The organism is Cryobacterium sp. GrIS_2_6 (assembly GCF_035984545.1).
GTDB lineage: Bacteria > Actinomycetota > Actinomycetes > Actinomycetales > Microbacteriaceae > Cryobacterium.
The window spans coordinates 233,352-255,742 of the sequence record NZ_JAXCHP010000001.1; the positions used below are offsets into that span (position 1 = coordinate 233,352).

General features: G+C 69.0%; 17 protein-coding genes. 6 read left to right on the forward strand and 11 right to left on the reverse strand.

Annotated features, from left to right (window positions below):
• The first annotated feature begins 88 nt into the window (after positions 1 to 88).
• A complete protein-coding gene (locus RCH22_RS01115) occupies positions 89 to 1,819 on the forward strand; it encodes a DHA2 family efflux MFS transporter permease subunit (protein ID WP_327012490.1) in 1,731 nt (576 codons plus the stop codon).
• Positions 1,820 to 1,867: 48 nt separating this feature from the next.
• On the opposite strand, the gene RCH22_RS01120 is transcribed toward RCH22_RS01115, so the two are convergent.
• Both RCH22_RS01120 and RCH22_RS01125 read right to left on the reverse strand, forming a co-directional pair.
• On the reverse strand, positions 1,868 to 2,797 hold the full coding sequence (locus tag RCH22_RS01120) for an FHA domain-containing protein (protein ID WP_327012491.1): 930 nt from the start codon (positions 2,795 to 2,797) through the stop codon (positions 1,868 to 1,870).
• 2 nt (positions 2,798 to 2,799) lie between these two features.
• On the reverse strand, positions 2,800 to 3,003 hold the full coding sequence (locus RCH22_RS01125; RefSeq protein WP_327015425.1) for a hypothetical protein: 204 nt from the start codon (positions 3,001 to 3,003) through the stop codon (positions 2,800 to 2,802).
• A 297-nt stretch (positions 3,004 to 3,300) separates the two neighbouring features.
• Here RCH22_RS01125 and RCH22_RS01130 point away from each other — a divergent pair, with 297 nt between their 5' ends.
• Positions 3,301 to 6,873 (forward strand): TM0106 family RecB-like putative nuclease, encoded by a 3,573-nt coding sequence (locus RCH22_RS01130; RefSeq protein WP_327012492.1) that lies wholly within the window; start codon positions 3,301 to 3,303, stop codon positions 6,871 to 6,873.
• A gap of 73 nt (positions 6,874 to 6,946) precedes the next feature.
• Here the strand turns inward: RCH22_RS01130 and RCH22_RS01135 are convergent, their stop codons facing one another.
• The 5 genes from RCH22_RS01135 to RCH22_RS01155 all read right to left on the reverse strand — a co-directional run bounded on the left by RCH22_RS01135 (position 6,947) and on the right by RCH22_RS01155 (position 12,865).
• A complete protein-coding gene (locus RCH22_RS01135; protein WP_327012493.1) occupies positions 6,947 to 7,225 on the reverse strand; it encodes an HPr family phosphocarrier protein in 279 nt (92 codons plus the stop codon).
• A gap of 90 nt (positions 7,226 to 7,315) precedes the next feature.
• A complete protein-coding gene (gene ptsP, locus RCH22_RS01140) occupies positions 7,316 to 9,004 on the reverse strand; it encodes a phosphoenolpyruvate--protein phosphotransferase (protein WP_327012494.1) in 1,689 nt (562 codons plus the stop codon).
• Between the two features lie 119 nt (positions 9,005 to 9,123).
• Positions 9,124 to 11,115, reverse strand: coding sequence for a fructose-specific PTS transporter subunit EIIC (locus RCH22_RS01145; protein ID WP_327012495.1), 1,992 nt, complete (start codon positions 11,113 to 11,115; stop codon positions 9,124 to 9,126).
• A complete protein-coding gene (locus tag RCH22_RS01150; RefSeq protein ID WP_327012496.1) occupies positions 11,112 to 12,080 on the reverse strand; it encodes a 1-phosphofructokinase family hexose kinase in 969 nt (322 codons plus the stop codon). Before RCH22_RS01150 ends, RCH22_RS01145 begins: the two co-directional genes overlap by 4 nt.
• Positions 12,077 to 12,865 (reverse strand): DeoR/GlpR family DNA-binding transcription regulator, encoded by a 789-nt coding sequence (locus RCH22_RS01155; protein WP_327012497.1) that lies wholly within the window; start codon positions 12,863 to 12,865, stop codon positions 12,077 to 12,079. Before RCH22_RS01155 ends, RCH22_RS01150 begins: the two co-directional genes overlap by 4 nt.
• Before the next feature lie 179 nt (positions 12,866 to 13,044).
• On the opposite strand from RCH22_RS01155, the gene RCH22_RS01160 reads away from it, so the two are divergent.
• The 4 genes from RCH22_RS01160 (at position 13,045) to RCH22_RS01175 (ending at position 19,236) form a co-directional block, all read left to right on the forward strand.
• Complete coding sequence (locus RCH22_RS01160) at positions 13,045 to 14,253, forward strand: exonuclease SbcCD subunit D (RefSeq protein ID WP_327012498.1); 1,209 nt, start codon at positions 13,045 to 13,047, stop codon at positions 14,251 to 14,253.
• A 25-nt stretch (positions 14,254 to 14,278) separates the two neighbouring features.
• Positions 14,279 to 17,299 (forward strand): AAA family ATPase, encoded by a 3,021-nt coding sequence (locus RCH22_RS01165; protein ID WP_327012499.1) that lies wholly within the window; start codon positions 14,279 to 14,281, stop codon positions 17,297 to 17,299.
• Between the two features lie 152 nt (positions 17,300 to 17,451).
• Positions 17,452 to 18,831, forward strand: a complete 1,380-nt coding sequence (locus RCH22_RS01170) for a trypsin-like peptidase domain-containing protein (protein ID WP_327012500.1) — start codon at positions 17,452 to 17,454, stop codon at positions 18,829 to 18,831.
• Positions 18,832 to 18,867: 36 nt separating this feature from the next.
• Positions 18,868 to 19,236 (forward strand): DUF2834 domain-containing protein, encoded by a 369-nt coding sequence (locus RCH22_RS01175; protein ID WP_327012501.1) that lies wholly within the window; start codon positions 18,868 to 18,870, stop codon positions 19,234 to 19,236.
• Here RCH22_RS01175 and RCH22_RS01180 read toward each other — a convergent pair.
• Genes RCH22_RS01180 through RCH22_RS01195 form a run of 4 tightly spaced genes read right to left on the reverse strand, consistent with a single transcriptional unit; the run spans position 19,142 to position 22,316 of the window.
• Positions 19,142 to 19,879, reverse strand: a complete 738-nt coding sequence (locus tag RCH22_RS01180) for a Pr6Pr family membrane protein (protein WP_327012502.1) — start codon at positions 19,877 to 19,879, stop codon at positions 19,142 to 19,144. The genes RCH22_RS01175 and RCH22_RS01180 overlap by 95 nt on opposite strands.
• Positions 19,880 to 19,932: 53 nt before the next feature.
• Positions 19,933 to 20,826 carry an amino acid ABC transporter ATP-binding protein gene (locus tag RCH22_RS01185; protein ID WP_327012503.1) on the reverse strand — a complete coding sequence of 298 codons (894 nt, stop codon included), beginning with the start codon at positions 20,824 to 20,826 and terminating at the stop codon, positions 19,933 to 19,935.
• Positions 20,813 to 21,481, reverse strand: a complete 669-nt coding sequence (locus RCH22_RS01190) for an amino acid ABC transporter permease (RefSeq protein WP_134445903.1) — start codon at positions 21,479 to 21,481, stop codon at positions 20,813 to 20,815. Before RCH22_RS01190 ends, RCH22_RS01185 begins: the two co-directional genes overlap by 14 nt.
• A gap of 7 nt (positions 21,482 to 21,488) precedes the next feature.
• Entirely contained in the window at positions 21,489 to 22,316 is an 828-nt protein-coding gene (locus RCH22_RS01195) for an amino acid ABC transporter substrate-binding protein (RefSeq protein WP_327012504.1), read from the reverse strand.
• Positions 22,317 to 22,391 lie beyond the last annotated feature (75 nt).

Here is a 22,391-nt window from a genome sequence, read left to right on the forward strand (position 1 = left end):
GCGCCGTGCTCGTGATCGCCCTGACCGTCGGCGCGCGCCTGCGCATGGCGAAACTTCTCGTCTCCCCGCCGACCCGAATGGTAGCCGCATGACCGACCAGCGCCCGTCCACCCCCACTGCCTCCACCCCCACTGCCTCCACCCCCACTGCCTCCACCCCCACTGCCTCCGCCCGCGTTGAGCCCGTGCGCCGCCGCTGGGCCGGCCTCGTCTTCATCAGCATCGCCGTCGCGCTCATCATCGTCGACTCGACGATTATCAACGTCGCGATCCCCTCGATCGTCCGGGACCTCGCGATCACGTCGACCCAGGTGCAGTGGGTCCAGGAAAGCTACACCCTCGTCTTCGCAGCCCTCCTGCTCGTCTTCGGCACACTGGCTGACCGGTACGGGCGCCGTCGCATCCTGATCCTCGGCGTCGTGCTGTTCGCCGCGGCATCCGTTCTCGCGGCGGCGGCGCAATCGGGCGATCTCCTGATCGGCACCCGCCTGATCCAGGGCATCGGCGGCGCCATGGTCCTCCCGACCACCCTGTCGCTGATCAACGCGAATTTCCGCGGCAGAGACCGTGGCATCGCCTTCGCGATCTGGGGCTCCACGATCGGCGGCATGGTCGCGGTCGGGCCGCTCCTCGGCGGCTGGCTGACCACGTACTTCTCCTGGCGCTGGGCGTTCGGCATCAATGTGCCGCTCGGTGTGATCATCGTCATCGGGGTGCTCGTCTTCGTCTCCGAGTCGAAGGATGCCGGAGAACCCCGCCGTGTCGACGTCGTCGGCGCCGTGCTCTCGGTGCTCACGAGCGCCAGCCTGGTCTTCGGACTCATCGAGGGTCGCAGCTACGGCTGGTGGCTGACCAACAAGGCCATGGTGATCGGCGGCTTCACCTGGCCGTATCCGATTTCCCCGATTCCGGTCGCCTTCGCGATCACCCTCCTCGCCGGAACGGCGTTCATCCTCTGGGGCCTCGCCCGGCAGCGCGCGGGCAAGACCACCCTGCTCGCATTCTCGCTGTTCCGGATCGCTTCATTCCGCAATGGGAATATCGCGGCGCTGATCGTGTCGCTCGGCGAGTTCGGCATCATCCTGTCCCTGCCGCTCTGGCTGCAGAACGTGCTCGGTTACGATGCGCTTCAGACAGGGTTCGTGCTGCTCGCCCTCGCGATCGGCTCCTTCGTTGCGAGCGGATCCGCCGGCGCATACGGCAACAGGGTGTCACCGGAAACGATCGTGCGGGTCGGAATCGTCCTGGAGATCCTCGGCGTCGCGGGGCTCGGTCTTGTGATCACGGCGGACGCCAGCTGGCTCGCGATCGTGCCGTTCCTCTTCGTCTACGGGATGGGTGTCGGCCTCGCGACCGCCCAGCTGACCGGGGTCGTGCTCAAGGACGTTCCTGTCGAGAAGAGCGGACAAGGTTCTGGCACCTCTTCGACGGCGCGTCAGATCGGTTCGGCGCTCGGCATCGCGGTGCTCGGCACCGTGCTGTTCACCTCGGTCGGCGCCTCGCTGGACGCAAAACTCGCGGACGTGCCGGGGTTGCCGGAGTCGGCGCGCACCCAGGTGGTCGACGCGGTCGTTGACAGTGCCGGAGCGGCGATCCCCGCCCTTGAAGCACAGAGCCCTGCCGTTGGAGCGGCCGCGCGCGACGCCTTCAGCGAGGGCACCCGGTACTCCGCGTTCGCGGCCGCCGGATTCCTCGTCCTCGGCCTGCTCGCGACACTGCGGCTCTCGGGCACGACGCAGCACCGCGACGGCCGTGAGCCACAAGCGGATGCCGGCGGCGAGGCATCCGCCGCCGACACCCCCGCGGAAGAGCCGGTCTAGCGCAGCGGACGCCGGGGCAGGGGCCGCCTCAACGCCGGGTCTCCGCGGCTAGGAGACCGGCCGCCCTGGGGTGGCCGGTGGCGGCTTCGCTACGGTCCTGCGAGCGGGCTGCGGCTTCTGGTACGCCAGTTCCCCGCCCACCCTGCCGCCGTATGGACGACCGTGATCGGCGAATTCCTCGCGGAAGAACGCCATCCGCCACGGCCCGAGTTCGATGCGCGCGCCGGTGCGCAGAACCCGGCCCCCCTCTGGCGAACGACTTCCGTCGATGCCCTGGGACTCCGTTCCCGGCGCGACGGGCCCGAGGGGAAAGAACACGTACTCGTCGTTATGGTCATGCCGGATCTCGGCGTGGATGGGAGCGAGACCGTCGAGCCTCAGATCGGCGTCCGGGCTCGATCCGATCCTTGTGGTCTCCGGCATGAGGTCGAATTGGCGGGGCGGCCTGCCGTCCCAGTTTTCCGACCCGACGACGAAGATCAGTCGGGGACGCCCGGATCCGCGGGTGTAGTGCGTGGTCGTCACCGTGCGCCGGATGCGGCGGTCGAGCGTCGGTACCAGGGGGAAGAGGGTGGAGGGCGGGAGAGTCACGACCGGTGTCGATTCTGCCCCGCCGGCGCGCCGGCGACGCCGCAGCAGCGGCGCCAGCGCGGCCCGGCTGCCGAGGGCGACATTGGCGGACCCGGTCAGGAGGCGCTGCAGCCGATGAGCCGAGATCGCACCGAGCCGGACTACCAGCCCGTTCGGACCGCTCAGCGAGACCGAGAGCCCACGTTCGGCCAGATCTGCCGCGAGGGTGCGGATCTCCTTGAGAGTGATCGTCCTCGTCTGCAGGAAGAGCTCGGGCCGGCTCGCGAAGATCTCGACGTCGGAGCCGGCGGCGTTGATCGTTCCCTGCATCCGTTCGCCGCCATGCTGACCGTCCGGCTCGGCAAGGGAGAAGGCGAGATCGATGTCCAGACGGGTGGTCGTTGCCATGGTCAGTGGGCGAGGGACTCGGCGGTCGGGCCTTCGCTCGTCGTGACGCGGAGGGTCCCGTTCAGCTTCCACGTCGCCCGCGGGGCATCCGGTCCGATGTCCCGGGGGACTTCGACGGCCATGTCGATGAAGGTGTAGTTGATCACGGCACTCTTACCGGTCAGGTACGACCACATCTCTTTCCCGAGATCGGTCCAGTCCTGGATGACGTGGCCGTCGGGGGCCGTCGCCGTCCCTGCCGTTTCGTCGCTCGTGCTCGTGCTCGTGCTGGTCGTTTCGCTCACGGTGTGTCCTTCTGAATTCGTCGATCAGGATACGGAGTTCGACGTCGAGGAAACCCTCCGGAGCCTGCCCGTCAGTGGGAAGCCCGGCTACGCCAACACTGCCGTTGGGTCGAGGCTAATGGGCCACTCCGCACAGTGGGGGATTGCACAGGCGGCTCACAGCAACCCGGTGTCAGTGGCTTCGGTTAGCCTCGATGCAAATCCTTTCGGGAGGCCGTCGTGTTCCTGCTTGACCCTGTCACCGTCGTGTACTCGGCGAGCGACCTGAGCGCGGCCGCGGTCTGCGAATGGGCCGTGATGCGCCGGCTCGACGCCCGCCTCGGGCGGATCGACCCGGTTCCGGACCCCACGGACGCGATGCTCGCGCGCACCGCGGAACTGGGCGACGCCCACGAGCTGCGGATGCTGAACCGGCTCCGTTCGTCCGGGCCCGTGGTCGAGATCGAGCGTCCGGCCCGCGCCGAGCGTGCTGCGATGCTCGAAGCCGCCCGGCTCAGCGCCGAGGCCCTCCGCACCGGCGCCGCGGTGGTGTTCCAGGCCGCCTTCTTCGACGGGCGTTTCCTCGGGTACGCGGACTTCATCATCCGCTCGCCGGAGCAGGGCGATACGACGGGAGTCGCCCCGGCGGGCCCGAGCTATGAGGTCTACGACACGAAACTGGCCCGCTCGGCCACGGTGACCGCGCTGCTGCAACTCGCGGCGTACAGCGACCAGTTGGAACGCCTCGGCATCCGCACCGGCGACCGGGTGCACCTCCTGCTCGGAGACGGGCGCACGAGTTCGCACCGGCTGGCCGACATCCTGACGGTGTACCGGGCCAGGAGGGCCAGGCTCGAGGGCCTGATCGACGAACGCCTCGCCGACGCCGCGCCGACCCCCTGGGGCGACCCCCGGTACGTCGCCTGCGGACGCTGCGCGGTCTGTGAGGAGCAGGTGCAACTGCACCGGGATGTGCTCCTGGTCGCCCGGCTGCGGCTCGCCCAGCGTGCCCGCCTGCGCGCTGCGGGGATCGGGACGATCGAGGAGCTCGCCGCGTCTACGGGGCCCGTCGCCGGGATCACCGATTCGACGCTCGCGACCCTGCGCGCACAGGCCCGGCTTCAGCTCGATCCGCACCCCGGCCGACCGCTCGCCTGGCAGGTGACCAACCCGCCGGCGCTCGCTGCACTGCCGCGGCCGAGCCAGGGGGATATCTTCTTCGACTTCGAGGGCGACCCCCTGTACCAGGAGGGAGCGGACGACGCCTCCGCCGGGACCATCGTATGGGGCCTCGACTACCTGTTCGGCCTCCTCGAAGCCGACGACACCTTCCGCGCCTTCTGGGCGCACAACTACGCCGAGGAACGCCAGGCCCTCATCGACTTCCTCGCCTACGTGCACGAACGCCGGGAACGCTACCCCGGCCTGCACATCTACCACTACGCCCCCTACGAGCGCACCCATCTGCTCAGCCTCGCCGCCCGGCACGGCGTCGGAGAGGACGCCGTCGACGACCTGCTCCGCAACCACGTGCTCGTCGACCTGTACCCGATCGTGCGGCAGGGCCTTCGGGTCGGCAGCCGCAGCTACTCGCTCAAGAAGCTCGAGCCGCTGTACATGGGGGAGAAGGCCAGGGAGGGCGTCGACAACGCCGCAGACTCGATCGCCGAGTACGCGCGCGCGGGCGAGCTCTTCGCCGCCGGCGAGACGGATGCCGCTGCGGCCGTCCTCGAGGACATCGCGCGGTACAACGCTTACGACTGCCGGTCGACGCGGCGGCTGCGGGACTGGCTCCTCGACCGGGTCGCGGACGACGGTGCCTTCGACAACGGTGCCGCCGGACGCCTCGATGCCGCGGGCGATGCCGGCGTCGCGGCTCGTGCCGGCGAGCTCGCGATCGCGGTCCCCGAGCGGGAACCCGACCCGGTCTACCTCGAACTGACGGCCCTGCTCGAACAGGTGCCGCCGACCGGCCGCACGAGCGACGAGACCGCGCTCGCCCTCGCGGCCGCGGCCATCGACTACCATCGCCGCGAACAGAAATCGTTCTGGTGGGACCACTTCGCCAGGCTCGCGTCGCCCCTCGAGGACTGGTCGGACACCAGGGACGTCTTCTCGGTCGTGCGGGCCACCGTCGAGATCGGCTGGCACCGCGAGGGCAGGCAGGTCCTCGACCGACGCCTGCTCCGGCTCGAGGGCACCCCGGCGCCCGGAAGCTCACTCAAGGCCGGGCAACAGCCGTTCCTCGTCTACGACCCGCCGTATCCGCCGATCCGGCGGAGCAACGAGCCGGGCGCCCGCACCGCCCACAACAAGGCAACCATCGTGCAGGTGGGCGACGACGGCGGATTCGGCGGCGCCCTCGACGGAGGTGCCCTCGACGACGGCGTGATCTTCGTCGACGAGATCCTTGAACGCGACGCGCCCCACCACGACGCACTCCCTGTCTACCTCACTCCGGGAACCCCGCCGCAGCCCGGCAGCCAGGTCGGCGCGATCTCCCAGTGGGGCGGGGCCGTGCTGTCCGCATGGCCGCTGCCGCTCGCGGATGCCGCGTTCGACATCCTGCGCCGGGTGCCGCCGAGACTGCGCGCGGGCGCCACCCTGCCTGTCGTTACCGCAGGAGACACCCAGGGTGCCATCCGCGATGCCGTGCTGGCCCTCGATCACTCTTACCTTGCCGTCCAAGGGCCGCCCGGAACCGGGAAGACCTTCGTCGGCTCGCGGGTGATCGCCGACCTCGTGGTCCGGCACGGCTGGCGGATCGGCGTCGTCGCGCAATCGCATGCGGCCGTCGAGAACATGCTGCGCGCGGTGGTCGAGGCGGGTGCCGGGGTCGGGCTCGACCCGGACCGCGTCGGCAAAAGGCCGAAGAAGGGCGAAGAAGGCACTGCCGTTCCGTGGCGCGCTCTCGATGTCAAGGGTCTCGCCGCTTTCACCGGCCGGTCGGACGGCTGGGTACTCGGCGGGACGGCCTGGGACTTCAGCAACGCCGACCGGATCCCGCGTGGCTCCCTCGATCTGCTCGTGATCGACGAAGCCGGGCAGTACTCCTTCGCGAGCACGATCGCCGCGGCCGTCTCGGCGGAGCGGCTGCTGCTTCTCGGCGACCCGCAGCAGTTGCCGCAGGTAAGCCAGGGCACGCACCCCGAACCCGTCGACCTCTCCGCGCTCGGCTGGCTCACGGACGGGCATCGGGTGCTCCCCGCCGAGCTCGGGTACTTCCTCGCGACCAGCTGGCGGATGCACCCGGCCGTCTGTGCTCCAGTTTCGGCGCTCTCCTACGAGGGTAAACTCCGCTCGCACCCCTCCGACCGTGCCCTGGCCGGGGTCGAACCCGGGCTGCATCCCGTGCCGGTGCGCCACACCGACAACGCGACCTCGTCGATCGAAGAAGCGGATGTCGTGGTCGGGCTCGTGCGGGACGCCATCGGCCGGCCGTGGACATCCGCCGGGCGAACCGCCCCGCTCGGGGCGGCGGACGTGATCGTGGTCGCTCCATACAACGCCCAGGTCGCCCTGATCAGGGAACGACTCCGGGCGGCCGGCCTCTCCTCGGTCCCGGTCGGCACGGTCGACAAATTCCAGGGCAGGGAGGCCGCGGTCGCGATCGTCTCGCTCGCGGCGTCGTCCGCGGAGGAGGTGCCGCGCGGCCTCGAATTCCTGCTGCTCGCGAACCGGCTCAACGTCGCCATCTCGCGCGCCCAGTGGGCGGCGTGGCTCGTCTACTCGCCCGCGCTCACGGACTCGCTGCCGCACAGTGTCGAGGCGCTCGCCCAGTTGAGCGCTTTCATCACACTCGTCGGCTCGTAGACCAGAGACGAGCACACAAAAAAAGGAAGCACCCCCGACTACCGAGGGTGCTTCCTGTTCTTCCGGTGGAGTATTACTCGGCGTCGAGGTCCGTCTCGAGGATTTTGACGAGGGCTTCGAGCGCCTCGTCGGCGCCGTCGCCTTCCGCGCGCAGCACGACGACGTCGCCGTTGGCCGCACCGAGGCTCATCAGGCTCAGGATGCTCGAGGCGTCCATGGCGTCTTCAGCAGACTCGCCCTCCATCGCGATGGTGACCTCGATCGGTAGTTCGCCGACGGCGGCCGCAAAAATGGACGCGGGACGGGCATGCAGGCCGACTCGGCTGGCAATGGTGGCTGTGCGTTCGGACATAATTCCTCCTGGTTGATACTCGACGACGGTCGTGCTCGACGATACTGCGGGCTGACTGGAGTGGTGCGGGGAGCGGCTACGCGTGTGCGGTTACAGACCCAACTCTTCAAGTATGGGCAATCCGGCGCGCACGCGCTTGCGGGCCTCGGTCGGATTCGGCGCGGACACCGCGAGGACCGCGAGCTTCTTGGCATCGTCGAGGGTGACGGACTTCAGCACGGCTCCGACCGCGGAGAGCGAACGGGAGGTCATCGACAGGGTTGCGACCCCGAGACCGACGAGCACGACGGCGAGCACGGGATCGGCCGCGGCCTCGCCGCAGACGCCGACGGGCTTGTTGTTGCCCTCGGCGATCGAGCCTTCGACGGTCAGTCCGATGAGCTTCAGCACGGCAGGCTGCCACGGGGAGTTCAGCGCGGCGAGAGTGCCGAGCTGGCGGTCAGCTGCCATCGTGTACTGGGTAAGGTCGTTCGTGCCGAGGCTGACGAAGTCGACTTCACCGAGGATCCGGTCCGCGAGGAGCGCGGCGGAGGGGACCTCGACCATGACGCCGGGGATCTTGAGCCCTGCGGTGGCACACATCGCAGCGAACTCCGCGGCTTCCTCCGGCGTCGCGATCATCGGGGCCATCACCCAGACGCTGGTCGAGGAACCTTCGGCGGCCTGGGCGATCGCGGTGAGCTGGCGGGCCAGCACCCCAGGAGTGGTCAGGTCGGTGCGGTATCCGCGCACGCCGAGTGAGGGGTTGGGCTCGCTCGTGTCGGTCAGGAACGGCAGCGGCTTGTCGGCGCCGGCGTCGAGGGTGCGCACGACGACCTTCTGGCCGGGGAACGCGTCGAACACGCCCCGGTAGGCGATGACCTGTTCTTCGATCGTGGGCTCGGTCTCGCGCTCGAGGAAGCAGAACTCGGTGCGGAGCAGTCCGACGCCCTGGGCGCCGGCTTCGGCGGCCTTGAGAGCGTCCTTGGCCCCGCCGACGTTGGCGAGCAGGGGGACGAGGTGGCCGTCCGCGGTGCGTCCGTTGCCATCGAAGACGGCGAGGATCGCTGCGGCGGTCTTCCAGGCTTCCACGGCGGCGATTTCCTCGGCGCCGGGCTCGAGGGAGAGGAAGCCGGCCGCGCCGTCCACGTACACCTCGATGCCGTCTTCGAGGGCGTCGACGCCGGGGGCTGCGACGACGGCCGGGAGGCCGAGGGCGCGGGCGATGATCGCGGTGTGGGACTGCGGCCCACCACCGGAGGTGACGAGGGCGAGGATCTTCTCCGGGTCCAGGGTCGCGGTGTCAGCGGGGGCGAGATCCTCGGCAACAAGGATGAAGGGTGCATCGGCGAGGGGGATGCCCGGCGCGGGCACTCCGCGCAGCTCGGCCACGATGCGGGCGCGTACGTCGAGGACGTCCGTGGCCCGTTCGGCCATGTAACCGCCGAGGTTGATCAGCATCTCGGCGACGGAGGCGCCGGATTCCCAGATCGCGCGCTCGGCAGAGGTGCCCGTTTTGATGAGCTTGACCGCGGCCTTGATCAGCATCGGGTCGGTCGCCATCAGCGCGGTGGCCTCGAGAACGGCCTTGCTTGCACCCGTCGCTCCGGCGGCACGGTTCTGTAATTCGGTCTGCACGGTCTTCGCGGAGGAGCGCAGCAGATCGGAGGCGGCATCCGCTGACAGCGACGCAGCCAATCGTTCTCCGGCCGGGGGTTCACTGACCGGTTTGGGCATCTGCCGAATCGATCCGATGATCCGCCCGGGACTGACGCCCACGCCGGAGAAGTTCTGCTGCACGGTTTAACCTCTATTCTCGCGTGGGAATTGATTGCCCACGGTAACGATATTACGCGGCGACCGACGCGCATCGCGTATCGGTCGCCGCGCTTTCATGCGGTGATGTCAGTTTTGTGCGCTCAGACGGTGACCAAAACCGGGGCTTCTACTGCCGCGGGAGCCTTTTTGGTGGTGTACCTCTTCAGTGCGATGACGGCGACGCCGGCGACGACAGTGCCGATTGCGATCGCCAGGGCGAAGAGCGCGAAGCTGTCGATCGCGAAGAACACGAAGATACCGCCGTGCGGGGCCTTGCTCGTGACACCCCAGGCCATGGACAGGGCGCCCGTGACACCGGCACCGAGCATGCTCGCCGGGATCACGCGCAGCGGGTCTGCCGCCGCGAACGGGATGGCGCCCTCGGAGATGAAGGACGCACCGAGCAGCCAGGCCGCCTTGCCGTTCTCACGTTCGATCGGGCTGAACAGCTTCTTGTCGAGCACGGTGGCCAGGGCCATCGCGAGCGGCGGAACCATTCCGGCGGCCATCACGGCGGCCATGATCTGCCACGGAGCCTGGTTGACCACGGTCGCGGTGCCGAGTCCGGCGACGGCGAAGGCGTATGCAACCTTGTTGACCGGGCCGCCGAGGTCGAAGCCCATCATCAGTCCGAGGATCAGTCCGAGGACGATCGCCGCTGCGCCGCTCATCCCGGTGAGCCAGGTGTTCAGCGCGGCGGTGAGCCAGGCGATCGGACCACCGAGCACGAGGAACATCAACCCGGAGGCGACGATCGACGCGACGAGCGGGATGATCACGACGGGCATCAGGCTGCGGAGCCAGCGCGGAACGTTGAGCCGCGCGAAGCTGGCCGCTGCGACACCGGCGAGCAGGCCGCCGGCGATGCCGCCGAGGAAGCCGGCACCCATGAAGCCTGCGACGGCGCCCGCGACGAACCCGGGGGCGATTCCGGGGCGGTCGGCGATCGCATAGGCGATGTAGCCGGAGAGCGCCGGGACCAGGAAGCCCATTGACAGGGCGCCGATCTTGAAGAAGACCGCGCCGAGGTAGATCGCGAGGCCGCCGTCCGGCAGATTGAAGAGGCTGTTCTGCAGGGTGACGACGTCGGCGATCTTGGTGATCTCATAGCCGCCGAGGAGGAAGCCGAGTGCGATGAGCAGGCCTCCGCCTGCCACGAACGGAATCATGTAGCTGACACCGGTGAGGAGTGCGCGCTTGACCTTCTGGCCGAAGTGCTCATTCTTCTCGTCGACCTCGGCGGCACCTGCGGTTCCGCCGACGCGGCGGGCGTTCGGGTTCTGGGAGGCTGCGATCGCGTCCGCGATGAGCTTGGCCGGCTCGTCGATGCCGCGCTTGACCGGAACCTGGATGACGGGCTTGCCCGCGAAGCGCTCACGGCCGCGCACGTCGACGTCGACCGCGAAGATCACCGCGTCGGCTGCGGCGATGACCGCGGGGTCGAGCATGGTGAGGCCGGCAGAGCCCTGGGTCTCGACCTGTATCTCGACGCCGGCGGCTTCCGCGGCGGCAGAGAGGGCCTCAGCGGCCATGTAGGTGTGCGCGATACCGGTGGGGCAGGCAGTGACGGCGACGAGGCGCTTGACGCCGGTCGCGACGGATGCCGCGGGGGCTGCAGTGCCGCCGCCGACAGCGACGGGAACGGGGGAGACGACGTTTGTGACGAGCTCGACGATCTCTGCGGGCGTCGTGGCTGCGCGCAGGGCGGCCGTGAACGCGGGCTTCATCAGCGAGCGGGAGAGCTTCGCCAGGATCTTAAGGTGTTCCTGGTCCGCGCCGGCCGGCGCGGCGATCAGGAAGACCAGGTCGGCGGGGCCGTCTCCTGCGCCGAAGTCGACCGGGGTCGACAGGCGGGCGAGCGCGAGGGTCGGCTCGGTAACGGCTGCGGAACGGCAATGCGGGATGGCCAGACCGCCCGGGATGCCGGTGGCCGTCTTCGCTTCGCGGGCGAGAGCATCCGCGTACAGGCTCTCGATCTCGGTGGCCCGGCCTGCGCCGACAACGAGCTCGGCGAGTCGCCGGATGACGCTCGAGGGAGCGGCTCCGAGGTTCTTATCCAGAGCGACGAGCTCCGGGGTGATCAGTGCACTCACTGGACATCCTCCTTTGGATGGGTCAGCTGCGTCACGGTGACGTCGCTGGGCTTTGTTTGGTTCAGTGCCGGAACGGTTGATCCGGGCAAAGATGCGGCTGCGGCCCCGTGGGCTGCTGCCTGGCGGAGCGCATCGGGGGCGCTGCCACCGGCCAGGTTGCTCAGCAGGAAGCCGGCCAGCGACGAGTCGCCGGCGCCGACGGTGCTCACGGCGACCATGGGCGGCGTCTGGGCGAGCCAGGATCCGTCCCTGGTCGTCAACACGGCACCCTGGGCGCCGAGCGTGGCGAGGACCGCGCCGACGCCGCCGGCCACGAGGCGAGCGGATGCCGTTGCGACGAGTGACGGATTGCCCTCGAGCGCTTCGGCGTCCGGGATTCCGGTGAGTTCGGCGAGTTCCTCGCCGTTCGGCTTGATCAGGTCTGGGCCGGCGCTCACTGCCGCGGCGAAGGGGGCGCCGGACGAATCGACGGCGACCTTCGGCGCCGCTGAGCCGTAGCGGGCGCGCAGCCGGCGGATGATGTCGGCGTAGAAATCGACGGGAGCTCCCGGGGGAAGCGAGCCCGCGAGCACGACCCAGCCTGCTCCATCCGCCCGGTCGAGCACGAGATCGATGAGTTCGGTCTGTTGCGCGGGGGTCAGCACAGGACCGGGCACGTTGACCTTGGTCGTGGTGCCGTCCGGCTCCGTGATCGCGACATTGCTGCGGATGCTTGCGCCGATCGGCATGCCGAGGTGCGGGATGCCCGCATCGGAGAGCGCGATGAGCACAGGATCGAGGGCGTCGCCGGGCAGGATCGCGAGGCTCTCCACGCCGGAGGCCTCAAGGGCGCGGCAGATGTTGACGCCCTTGCCCCCCGGCTCGACATGGCTCGCCACGGCGCGCTGCACCTCGCCGCGGGCGAGGACGCCGTCGAGCGAGATCGTGCGGTCCAGGCTCGGATTCGGGGTAAGCGTGATGATCACGCGATCACAACCTCTACGTCAGCCGCGGCCAGGGCCGCGGAAAGTTCCGGTGATGGGAGGGCATCCGTGATGAGCACGTCGATGTCGCCGAGCGCGGCGAACCGCACCAGGGTCTCTTCGTCGAGCTTGGTGGAATCGGCGAGCGCGACGACGAGCCGTGCCGATCGGACGATGGCGGTCTTGACAGACGATTCGACGAGGTCGGGGGTGCTCAGGCCGAAGATGGCATGCACGCCGTTGGCGCCGATGAATGCGATATCGGGGCGGAGTCCCTCGAGCTGGGCGATCGTGCTCTGGCCGACGACGGCGCGGGTCAGGCCACGGACGCGACCGCCGAGGAGATGGAGATGGATTTCCTCGTTGCCGGCGAGCTTGTATGCGATCGGAACGGCGTTCGTGATGACGAGGAGCTGGTCGTCGGGTCCGGCGGATGTCCAGTCGGCGAGGCGGTCGGCGAGGAGTTCGGTGGTGGTGCCGGCGTCGAGGATGATCGACCCGGACTGGCTGGTCGGGATCATCGCGAACGCGGCAGCGGCGATGCGTTCCTTCTCGTCGTGTCGCTGGGTCTGCCGTTCGGCCAGGCTGGGCTCGGAGAGGCTGAGGCGGTCGAGGGCAACGGCCCCGCCGTGGACTCGACGCAACTGCCGGGAGCCTTCGAGCGTATCGAGGTCGCGGCGCACTGTTTCCGGGGTGATGTCGAAGCGGGTTGCGAGTTCATTGACGGTGACCCGGCTGGCTTCGCTGACGAGTTCGGCGATCAGCGCCTGCCGTTCTTCCGCAAACATGATACCTCCTCGTCTTTGAGTGACCCCCCGCCACTGCGCGGCCCGATCGCTTCGATCAGGATTGTCTACACGATATCTGTGTTTCTTTTTGTTTGTCAAGGAAAACACAGAAGAACAAAGATAGATGCTGTGGGCGGGCCGATCGGTCCGTGTCGGTGCTGGACGGTAGCGTGACGATCATGAGGATCCTGCACACGTCGGACTGGCACATCGGGCGCACGTTCCACACGCACTCGACCCTCGAGCACCTCCGGTCCGTGCTGGACGGGCTCGTCGACGTTGTCCGCGATCGTTCGATCGACGTGGTCGTCGTCGCCGGCGATGTGTTCGACTCGGCGATGCCCTCAGCGGACAGCTACACCCTCCTCGCGACGGCCCTTCGCGAGATTCGGAAGGCCGGCGCGCAGGTCATCATGACGAGCGGCAACCACGACTCGGCCACCCGGCTCGGGTTCCAGTCCGAATGGGCCGGCCTTGCCGGCATCCATGTGATCACCCGGCCCGAGCAGGTCGCCTCGCCGGTCACTCTCACCGACGAGTACGGCCCCGTGCATTTCTACGGCATCCCCTTCCTCGAACCGGCCCTGGTCCGCCACCTCTATTCCACTCAAACGCGAGCCAACCAGGCGCGCCCAGACCAGGCGCTCAAGACCCACGAGCAGGTGCTCACCTTCGTCATGGACCAGATCCGGGCGGACCTCGCGGTCCGCGGCGGTCGCTCCGTCGTGCTCGCGCATTGCTTCGCGGCCGGCGTCGCGGCCACGCAGGAGGCGAGCGACGTCGAGCGGGACATCACCGCCGGCGGGCTCGACCTCGTGCCGGTCAGCGTGTTCGAGGGCCCGGACTACGTCGCACTCGGGCACATCCACGGGCGAGCCAGGCTCGAAGACCGGGTGCGCTACTCCGGCGCACCCCTGCACTACTCGTTCGCCGAGGCCGCCAAGCCCCGCGGTGCCTGGCAGGTCGACCTCGGCCCCGACCGTTCGGGGAAGGGTGCCGAGCTCGAGATCGAGTGGGTCGCCCTCCCGATTCCCCGAAGGCTCAGTGTGCTCACCGGCGAGCTCGAGGAACTCCTCACCGCCGACAGGTTCGCAGCATTCGAAGGGGACTGGGTCTCGGCCGTGCTGACCGACCAGGTCAGGCCCCTCGACGGCATGCGGGCGCTCCAGAAGCGGTTCCCGCACTGTGTCACGCTCGAACACCGACCGGCAGTCGTTGTGGATACCGGCGGCGAGAGTTACGCCGAACGGATCAACCGGCAGACCGATCCCGACATCATCGCCGGCTTCCTGAGCTTCGTGCGCAACGGTGTCGGGCAGACGGAGTTCGAGCGAGACCTCGTCGCCGAACTGCTCGCGGCCGGGGAACTGAAAGAAGTCACCCAGTGAGCACCAGGAAAACGAGGAGTACGACGTGAAGATCAAGCGCCTGCGTCTCGCCGGGTTCGGCCCGTTCAAGAACGAGCAGGTCGTCGACTTCGAGCGCTTCGACGACGATGGTATCTTCCTGATCACCGGCAAGACCGGCGCGGGCAAGTCCAGCATCCTCGACGCGGTCTGCTTCGCCCTCTATGGCAGTGTTCCGCGCTATGAGGGCACGGAATCGCAGTTGCGCAGCGACCACTGCGAACCAGACGATCCCACCTTCGTCGAGCTCGAATTCGGCCTGAACGGCAACGACTACCGCATCTTCCGCACTCCCAAGTACCTCAAGGCCAAGAAGCGGGGCATCGGCACCACCGTGTCCGCACCGGATGCCCGGCTCGAGGTCCGCGAGGCCGCCGCGGTCGCCGACACGGCTGCCGGCGCAGTCGACGGCTGGCGGGGTCTCGCCGCACGACCCGTCGATGTCGGGAACGAGCTCTCCCGCATCCTGCCGCTCAAACAGGACCAGTTCCTGCAGGTGATCCTGCTCGCACAGAACCGGTTTCAAAGGTTCCTGCTCGCCAAGACCGACGACCGTCGCGAAGTCCTGCGCACCCTCTTCGGCACCAGCAGGTTCCAGAGCCTCGAGACAGAACTCATCACGCGTCGCAAGGCCCTCGACGACGAACTCACCGGCGTGCGCGTACGGCTCGACACTCTCGCCGCATCCGCCGTCCGGCACGTGCCCGCAGGCACCGAGCCCGGCACCGCAACACCGGACCTGGCCTGGTTCGGGGCGGCCACCGCCGGACTCGAGCACGCACTCGCCGTCGCTGTGGCCGCGGCTGCCCGTGCGGACGCCGCACTGGTCGACGCGACGGCCAGGCTGCGCGCCCAGGAAGAGGTGCGCGCCCGCCAGGACCGCCGGGACGCCGCAGCGGCCACCCTGGCCGTGCTCGACGAGCGCAGCGCCGTTGTCGACGCCGACCGTGACGACCTCGCCGCCGCACACCGCGCTGCGCGGGTGTGGCCCCAGATCGAAGCCGAGTCCGGTGCGCTCGCCGCGGCCCTCGACGCGGCGCGGACGGAGGTGGCGGCGCGGGAAAACTGGATTACGGTCCACGGTTCCGACGTCGAGGACCAGAACGGCGACGACGACCAGGATGCCGTCCCACTCTCTGCCACCATCGACCTGCTCCTCGAACAGCTCGGGTCCCTGAACGACGTCCTCGCGGCCGAGGAAGAACTGCCGGCCCTCGATGCGGAGTCCGGGTCCGCCGCGGCAGGGCTCGCCGAGATCCAGGCCACGCTCGACGGGCTGCAGGCACGGATCGACGCAGCGCCCGCCCTGCTCGACGACCTCGACCGGGACCTTGCCGCGCTCGCTCGCGACTCCGCCCGCGGACCGGAAGCCGTCGCCGCGCTCGCCCGCGCGGTCGCCGCGGAAACCGCAGCCGCAGAGGCTGCCGCACTCGAGGCGGACCTCGACGCCGCACGCCGCCGGCACGCGACCGCCGCCACCGAGAACGCCGACGCCGCCGGACGCTACCGAGACCTCGTTGCCAAGCGGCTGGCAGACCACGCCGGCGAGCTCGCCGGCCGGCTCGTTTCCGGCGAACCGTGCGGGGTATGCGGTTCCACGCGGCATCCTCACCCCGCGGAGGCGCCCGGTGAGCCGGTCACCGAGGCCGACATCGAGGCCGCCCTCGCCGGCATGACCCGCGTCCAGGACGACCTCGAGCGCAGCAACGGCGAGGTCCTCACCCTGGGCGCGCGCGCTGCCGCCGCCCGTGCTTCCGCCGGCCCGGGAACAGGTGCCGACCGCACGGCCTCGCGCGCCGCCGCGCTCACCGCACTCGAGAGTGCCCGCGCCGCGGCGGCACGGGAAACGGAACTCGGTGCCGAGCGGCTGCGGCTGCGCACCGAGCTCGACCACGCGCGGGAGACCCTCGCCGGGGTCCACTCCGGCAGGGACGATGCCGCGACCCGGCTCACCGAAATCCGCGGCCGCCGCATCGCGATCGAGGAACGGGTGAATCGGCAATCGGCGGGCTACGCCTCCGTCACCGAGCGGGCGGAGAGCCTGCGCACCGAGCTCGAGGCGGCGCGCACCTTCGAGACGGCCCGCGCCCTCAGCGGCGAACGGGATCGTGCCCTCGATGCCGCCTCTGCGGCCGTGGCCGAGCGGCTCACCGCCGAAGGCTTCGCCGAAGCAGCGGAGGTGGTCACCGCACGACTCGCGCCGGCCGAGATCGCGGCGAGGGAGACCGGCATCCGCGCCCACGACGATCAGCTCGCCGCGGTCCGCGCCGTGCTGGCCGAACCGGAGCTCGCCGACCTTCCCGATGCCGCGCTCGATCTCGAACCGACCAGGGCCGCCCAGGCCGCCGCAGCCGGGGCCAGGGACGAGGCGTTCGCCGAGCAGGGGGCCCTCGCCGTCCGGCAGGAGGAACTGGCCGTCGTGGTCGCCGAGGCCCGTGCGCTTGTCGCCACCTCCGCGACCCTGCTCGTCACCCAAGCCCAGGTGCGGGAGCTCGCCGCGGTCGTGCACGGCGAGGAACCGAACACCAAACGGATGAAACTCGAAACCTACGTGCTCGCCGCGCAACTCGAGGAGATCATCCTCGCCGCGAACGGTCGCCTGCGGGACATGACCGGCGGCCGGTATGCCCTCGAACACGATGATTCCCTGCAGTACCGCGGCACCCAGTCCGGCCTCGGACTCGCCATCCTCGACCAGCACACCGGACGGGCCCGCCCGACCCAGTCGCTCTCCGGAGGCGAGACCTTTCTCGCCTCCCTCGCCCTGGCCCTCGGACTCGCCGAGGTCGTCTCGAACCAAGCCGGCGGAATCGCACTCGATACCCTCTTCGTCGACGAGGGCTTCGGCTCCCTCGACAGCGAAACGCTCGAGACGGCGATGAGCACCCTCGACGGCCTCCGTGCCGGTGGCCGCACCATCGGACTGATCAGCCACGTGGACTCGATGAAGGAACAGATTCCGGCGAAGCTCGAGGTCACCGTCACCGACCAGGGCTTCAGCGAAATCGGCAGCACAGTTCTCGTCTGACCGGCCCGCCCTGCCCGGAGGGGCTCACAGCCGATGGGCGGGACCCTCTGGGCCAACACCGCGGCGCCTCATAGAAATCCGATAGCTTCCGGGACTTGGGTGGGAACCAGTCGCGACGGTATGGCCGTCACCCGGAGGAAAAGGATCTCACAATGACTTGCACCGAACCAACGGGCACGGAACCCACTGGCATCATCCCCGCCGCACCCGTCGTCAACCCGGCCTTCCACCGGCCCCGCTTCCGGGCGGGCGTGATCGTCTCGATGGGGCTCGCCGCAGCCCTCGTCACTGCGACGACGGGCGCAGGCCTGTACGTCTCCTCGATGGCCGTCGCTCAGGTCGTCGCCGCGGTCTCGTCCTCGAACAGCTCGACGTCGAGCACGAGCAGCTCAGGCTCGGTTTCAGGGTCAACCGGCTCATCGGGAACCTCAGGTTCCTCAGCGACCCTCGGTACCTCCGGCCTGCGCCCCGGCGGCCCCTCCAACTACGGGTCCGGCACCGCATCCGCCACGACGGCCACCGCGCTCGACACCACTGCGGCAACGGCCGCACAGTCGATCGGCGTCGTCGTCATCGACACCGTCCTCAAGTACCAGAGCGCCGAAGCGGCCGGCACCGGCATCGTGCTCAGCTCGAGCGGTGAGATCCTGACCAACAACCACGTCATCGACGGCGCGACGAGCATCAGCGTGACGGTCGTCTCGACCGGCGTGAGCTATGTCGCGGATGTCATCGGTACCGACTCCTCACAGGACATCGCCGTGCTGAAACTCGAGAATGCTTCCGGGCTGGTCCCCGCCACTCTGGACACGACCTCGACCGTCGCGGCGGGGGACCCAGTCACCGGCGTCGGCAACGCCGGCGGAACGAGCACCCTCACCGCGGCGGCCGGCACCGTCACGAGCGTCGACCAGACCATCACCGCCTCGAGCGAGGATGCCACGGACGCCGAAACCCTGACCGGCCTGATCCAGGTTGACGCGGACATCCAGTCCGGCGACTCCGGCGGGCCCCTCTACGACGCCGACGGGGAGGTCATCGGCATTGAAACGGCGGCGTCCTCAGGGACGGCGACGATCAGCGGCTTCGCGATCACGATCGACGCGGCGCTCGAGGTCGTCACCCTGATCCACACCGGCGTCGAAACGAGCACGGTCACGATCGGCTACCCGGCGTTCCTCGGGGTCGCGGTCGGTTCGAGCGCCACCGCGTCGGCCGACACGGGCTCTGTCAACGGCCGCAGCTACCGCGGCAGCCTCGGCGCGGCATCCGGCACCACCGGATCGACGGCCACGACCGGTGACTCGGCCGTGATCACCGCGGTCGTCGACGGTTCGGCCGCCGCCACCGCCGGGATCGTCACGGGCGACACCATCACCGCCGTCGACGGTACGTCGATCACCTCGGCCGCCGCCCTCACCTCGACTCTCAAGGCGTACAACCCCGGCGACTCGGTCACCCTCACCTGGACGGACACCGCCGGCGCAACCCACACCGCGTCCGCGACCCTCACCGCCGGCCCCGCCAACTAGCCCCGCGCGAACGGGAAGGGGCGGCATACTGTCGGCATGACCCGGAACTGGACCCCGCTCGCCCTCGTGTACCTCGGCCTGAGTGTTGCCGGCCTGATCGGCACCTGGACGTACAACATCCTCTCGATCAGCCAGGCGCGCGACTACCTCGGCGACTGGACCGGTAGTGGCCCCTCGGTGTCATCGCTCACCGTCGACCTGCTCGTGACAGCCGTGGCCGGCAGCATCCTGATCATCGTCGAAGCACGCCGGCTCGGCATGAAGCGTGCCTGGCTCTACGTCGTCCTCGCGTTCTTTCTCGCCTTCGCGTTCAGCTTTCCGCTGTTCCTCGCGATGCGCGAGCGTCAGCTGGCGGCGGCACGGATGCTGCCGGATCTTCCGCCAGAACAGCTGTCGACGCCGTGACCCCTGTCGCATGCCCAGCCCGGCTCACGGATATCGCCGCGGCAGCGAGGCCCGCGATGACGACGGCGATTCCGAGCACGTACCCGCCGACGCTCCCATACCCGCCGGGTCCGGTCGGGTCGAGGAACGGGTACGTGTAGAACCCGGTGACGGCGCCGCGGATCACGGCGTAGACGACCCACACGATCGGATACAGGAGGGCGAAGCCCAGGGCCTTCCATGCGAGGGCCGGCCGCCCAGGAGCGAGGAGCCAATCGACCAGGATGAAGATCGGCGCCCAGACGTGCAGGACCTCGTTCGGCCAGGCGATCCCGGTGAAACCGTCGGACACGACGTTCCGCAACAGGGCGTTGTAGACGACCGCGGTCACGATTGCGTAGCAGAGCCCCGACATCCTGATCCGGGTGAAAAGCTCCGGGTCTGCCCGGAACCGGAGGGCGAGGGAACCGCCCCAGAGCAGGACGACCGCGTTGACGAGGCTCGACTGCACCGTGAAATACCCGAAGTACTCCGTCGGCACGAAGGCGTCGTGCACTGCCTGGTCGACGACTTGAGTGAGCACACTCGCGAGGAGGAGCATCCCGATCGCGAGGCGGAAGACCCCGAAGACGCCTCGTTGCGTGGTCACCGCTCCTGTTGCCATGGCATCACGATAGCGGGGCGGACGGGCGGGGTCGACGGGCCGGCCGGGCGCGTTCAGAACGGGTTGAGAAGGCGGTGCAGGAACTGCCGGGTGCGTTCCTCGCGCGGGTGCCGGAGCACCTGCCTGGGGTCGCCGTGTTCGACGATCGTGCCGCCGTCGACGAAGGCGATCTCGCTCGCGACCTCCCGGGCGAACTCGAGTTCGTGGGTGACGATCACCATGGTCCAGCCCTCGATCGCGAGTTCCTTGATCAGGCGCAACACGTCCCCGACCAGCTCAGGATCGAGCGAGGACGTCGGCTCGTCGAAGAGCAGGAGCTGGGGGCGGAGTGCGAGCGCCCGCACGATCCCGACCCGCTGCTGCTGGCCGCCGGAGAGTTCGAACGGAAACGCATCCGTCTTGTCGGCCAGACCCACCCGGGCGAGGAGAGCGAGCGCCTCAACGGTGACCTCCGTCTTCGGGCGGCGCTGCACGACGACAGGACCCTCGAGCACGTTCTCGAGCACCGTCTTGTGCGGGAACAGGTTGTAGTTCTGGAACACCATCGCCGACCGGTCGCGGAGGGCCGCGAGGCTCTTGTCGCTCGGGCCCTTGACGTCGCCGAAGTCGACCGTGATCGCGGTTCCGGCGAGTGAGGGGTCCCCGGGCGTGGCGTCGATGTGTGTGGCGTCTGCGACCTCGGCGGTGATCGTGATCGTGCCCCCGTCCGCGGTTTCGAGCCCGTTCAGGCACCGCAGAATGGTGGTTTTCCCCGAGCCGGAGGGGCCGATCAGGGCGAGCACCTGGCCCCGGGCGACAGTGAGGTCGATGGACTCGAGCACGCTGGTCAAGCCGAAGCTCTTGCGCAGCCCACGCACGGTGAGCAGGGCGGCGGACGCCGCGGGCTCGCTTCCGTTGCCGTGCTGCGGCTCGGTCGGAGGGTCGAGCGGGGTGTCAATGGGCGACATAGCGGTCCAATCGCTTTTCGAGCCTGCCCTGCACGGTCGAGAGCACGAGGCAGATCACCCAGTACACGAGCGCGGCCTCGAGGTAGAGCAGCATGAATTCCTGGCTGAAAGCCGCGACCTTCTGGGCCTGCCGGAAGAGTTCGGTGACAAGGATCAGCGAGGCGAGGGAGGTGTCCTTGACGAGGCTGATGAACGTGTTCGACAGCGGGGGGACCGAGACGCGGGCGGCCTGCGGCAGGATGATCCGCGTCAGTGCCTTGCGGCGGGACATTCCGACCATCCACGCCGCCTCCCACTGGCCCTGGGGCACGGAGAGGATCGCGGCGCGGATGACCTCTGCGGCATATCCGCCGACATTGATCGAGAAGGCGATCACGGCGCTCGGCCACGGGTCGATCAGAAGCCCGAGGGAGGGAAGCCCGTAGAAGATAACGAAGAGCTGCACGAGCAGCGGCGTTCCCCGCACGATCGAGATGAACACCCGGGCGATCGCGGACAACCAGCGCTGCCGGGACAGCCTCATGAGCGCGAGGACGAGCGCGAGCACGAGACCGAGCGCGAAGGAGACGAGCGCGAGCGGAATCGTGCCCTGGATGGCGCCCATCAGGATCGGACCCAGTGCGCTGAGGGCGAGGTCCCAGTTCGACTGAGTCATCTGCCGGCTACTTCGAGACGTCGGCCCCGAAGTACTTCTCCGAGATCGAGGTCAGGGTGCCGTCCGCGGCAAGATCGGCGAGGGCGGTGTCGACGGCGGTTGCGAGGGCGGTGCTCCCGCCGGCGAACGCGAGGGCGCTCTTCGACTTGTCGGTCGTGGTCGCGGCGACCTTGAGCCCCGAAGCGTCGTTGTTCTTCTTGTAGTCGAGGAAGGTCAGGTTGTCGTTGATCGTGGCGTCGACCCGGCCCTGCTCGACGAGGGCGACGGACTGGGCCCAGCCCTCGACGGCCTGCACGTTGGCGCCGCTCTGGGTCGCGAGAGTGTTCCAGTTGCTCGTGAGCGACTGGGCGGTGGTCTTCCCGGAGAGGCTCTCGAACGAGGTGATCGAGGTGTTGTCCGACTTCACGACGATGACGCCCGTCGAGTAGGTGTACGGGGTGGAGAAGGTGTACTTGGCGGTGCGCTCAGGGGTGATCGAGACCTGGTTGGCGATCGCGTCGAACCGGCCGGCCTCGAGCCCGGCGAAGATGCCGTCCCACTGGGTCTCCTGGAAGGTCGCGGTGACTCCGAGCTTGGCGGCGACGGCCTTGACCACGTCGACGTCGTATCCGGTGATGTCTCCGGCGCCGTTCTCGTGGAACGAGAACGGGCGGTATGTTCCCTCTGTCCCGACGGTGAGTGTTCCCGCCTGCTGCACCTTGGTGAGGGAATCGTCGGCGGTCGTTGCGCCGCTCGTGCTTCCGGCCGTGCCGCCGGCGGCGCACGCGGTGAGGGACAGTGCTGCGAGGGTGACGATGGCTCCCGCGACGAGCGCGGAGCGGAACGTGAGCTTCATGGGAATGCCTAACGCGAATGCAGGGAATCGAACCGCCGGTTTGACGCTTCGGAAGGTAAAAGACCAGGGTGGCGG

What these genes read in the sequence shown, in the direction of transcription:
- RCH22_RS01170 (WP_327012500.1), top strand. Translation starts at nt 17,452, where the DNA reads ATGACTTGCACCGAACCAACGGGCACGGAACCCACTGGCATCATCCCC.
- RCH22_RS01155 (WP_327012497.1), bottom strand. Translation starts at nt 12,865, where the DNA reads ATGTTTGCGGAAGAACGGCAGGCGCTGATCGCCGAACTCGTCAGCGAA.
- RCH22_RS01120 (WP_327012491.1), bottom strand. Translation starts at nt 2,797, where the DNA reads ATGGCAACGACCACCCGTCTGGACATCGATCTCGCCTTCTCCCTTGCC.
- RCH22_RS01195 (WP_327012504.1), bottom strand. Translation starts at nt 22,316, where the DNA reads ATGAAGCTCACGTTCCGCTCCGCGCTCGTCGCGGGAGCCATCGTCACC.
- RCH22_RS01185 (WP_327012503.1), bottom strand. Translation starts at nt 20,826, where the DNA reads ATGTCGCCCATTGACACCCCGCTCGACCCTCCGACCGAGCCGCAGCAC.
- RCH22_RS01135 (WP_327012493.1), bottom strand. Translation starts at nt 7,225, where the DNA reads ATGTCCGAACGCACAGCCACCATTGCCAGCCGAGTCGGCCTGCATGCC.
- RCH22_RS01160 (WP_327012498.1), top strand. Translation starts at nt 13,045, where the DNA reads ATGAGGATCCTGCACACGTCGGACTGGCACATCGGGCGCACGTTCCAC.
- RCH22_RS01175 (WP_327012501.1), top strand. Translation starts at nt 18,868, where the DNA reads ATGACCCGGAACTGGACCCCGCTCGCCCTCGTGTACCTCGGCCTGAGT.
- RCH22_RS01180 (WP_327012502.1), bottom strand. Translation starts at nt 19,879, where the DNA reads ATGGCAACAGGAGCGGTGACCACGCAACGAGGCGTCTTCGGGGTCTTC.
- RCH22_RS01115 (WP_327012490.1), top strand. Translation starts at nt 89, where the DNA reads ATGACCGACCAGCGCCCGTCCACCCCCACTGCCTCCACCCCCACTGCC.
- RCH22_RS01190 (WP_134445903.1), bottom strand. Translation starts at nt 21,481, where the DNA reads ATGACTCAGTCGAACTGGGACCTCGCCCTCAGCGCACTGGGTCCGATC.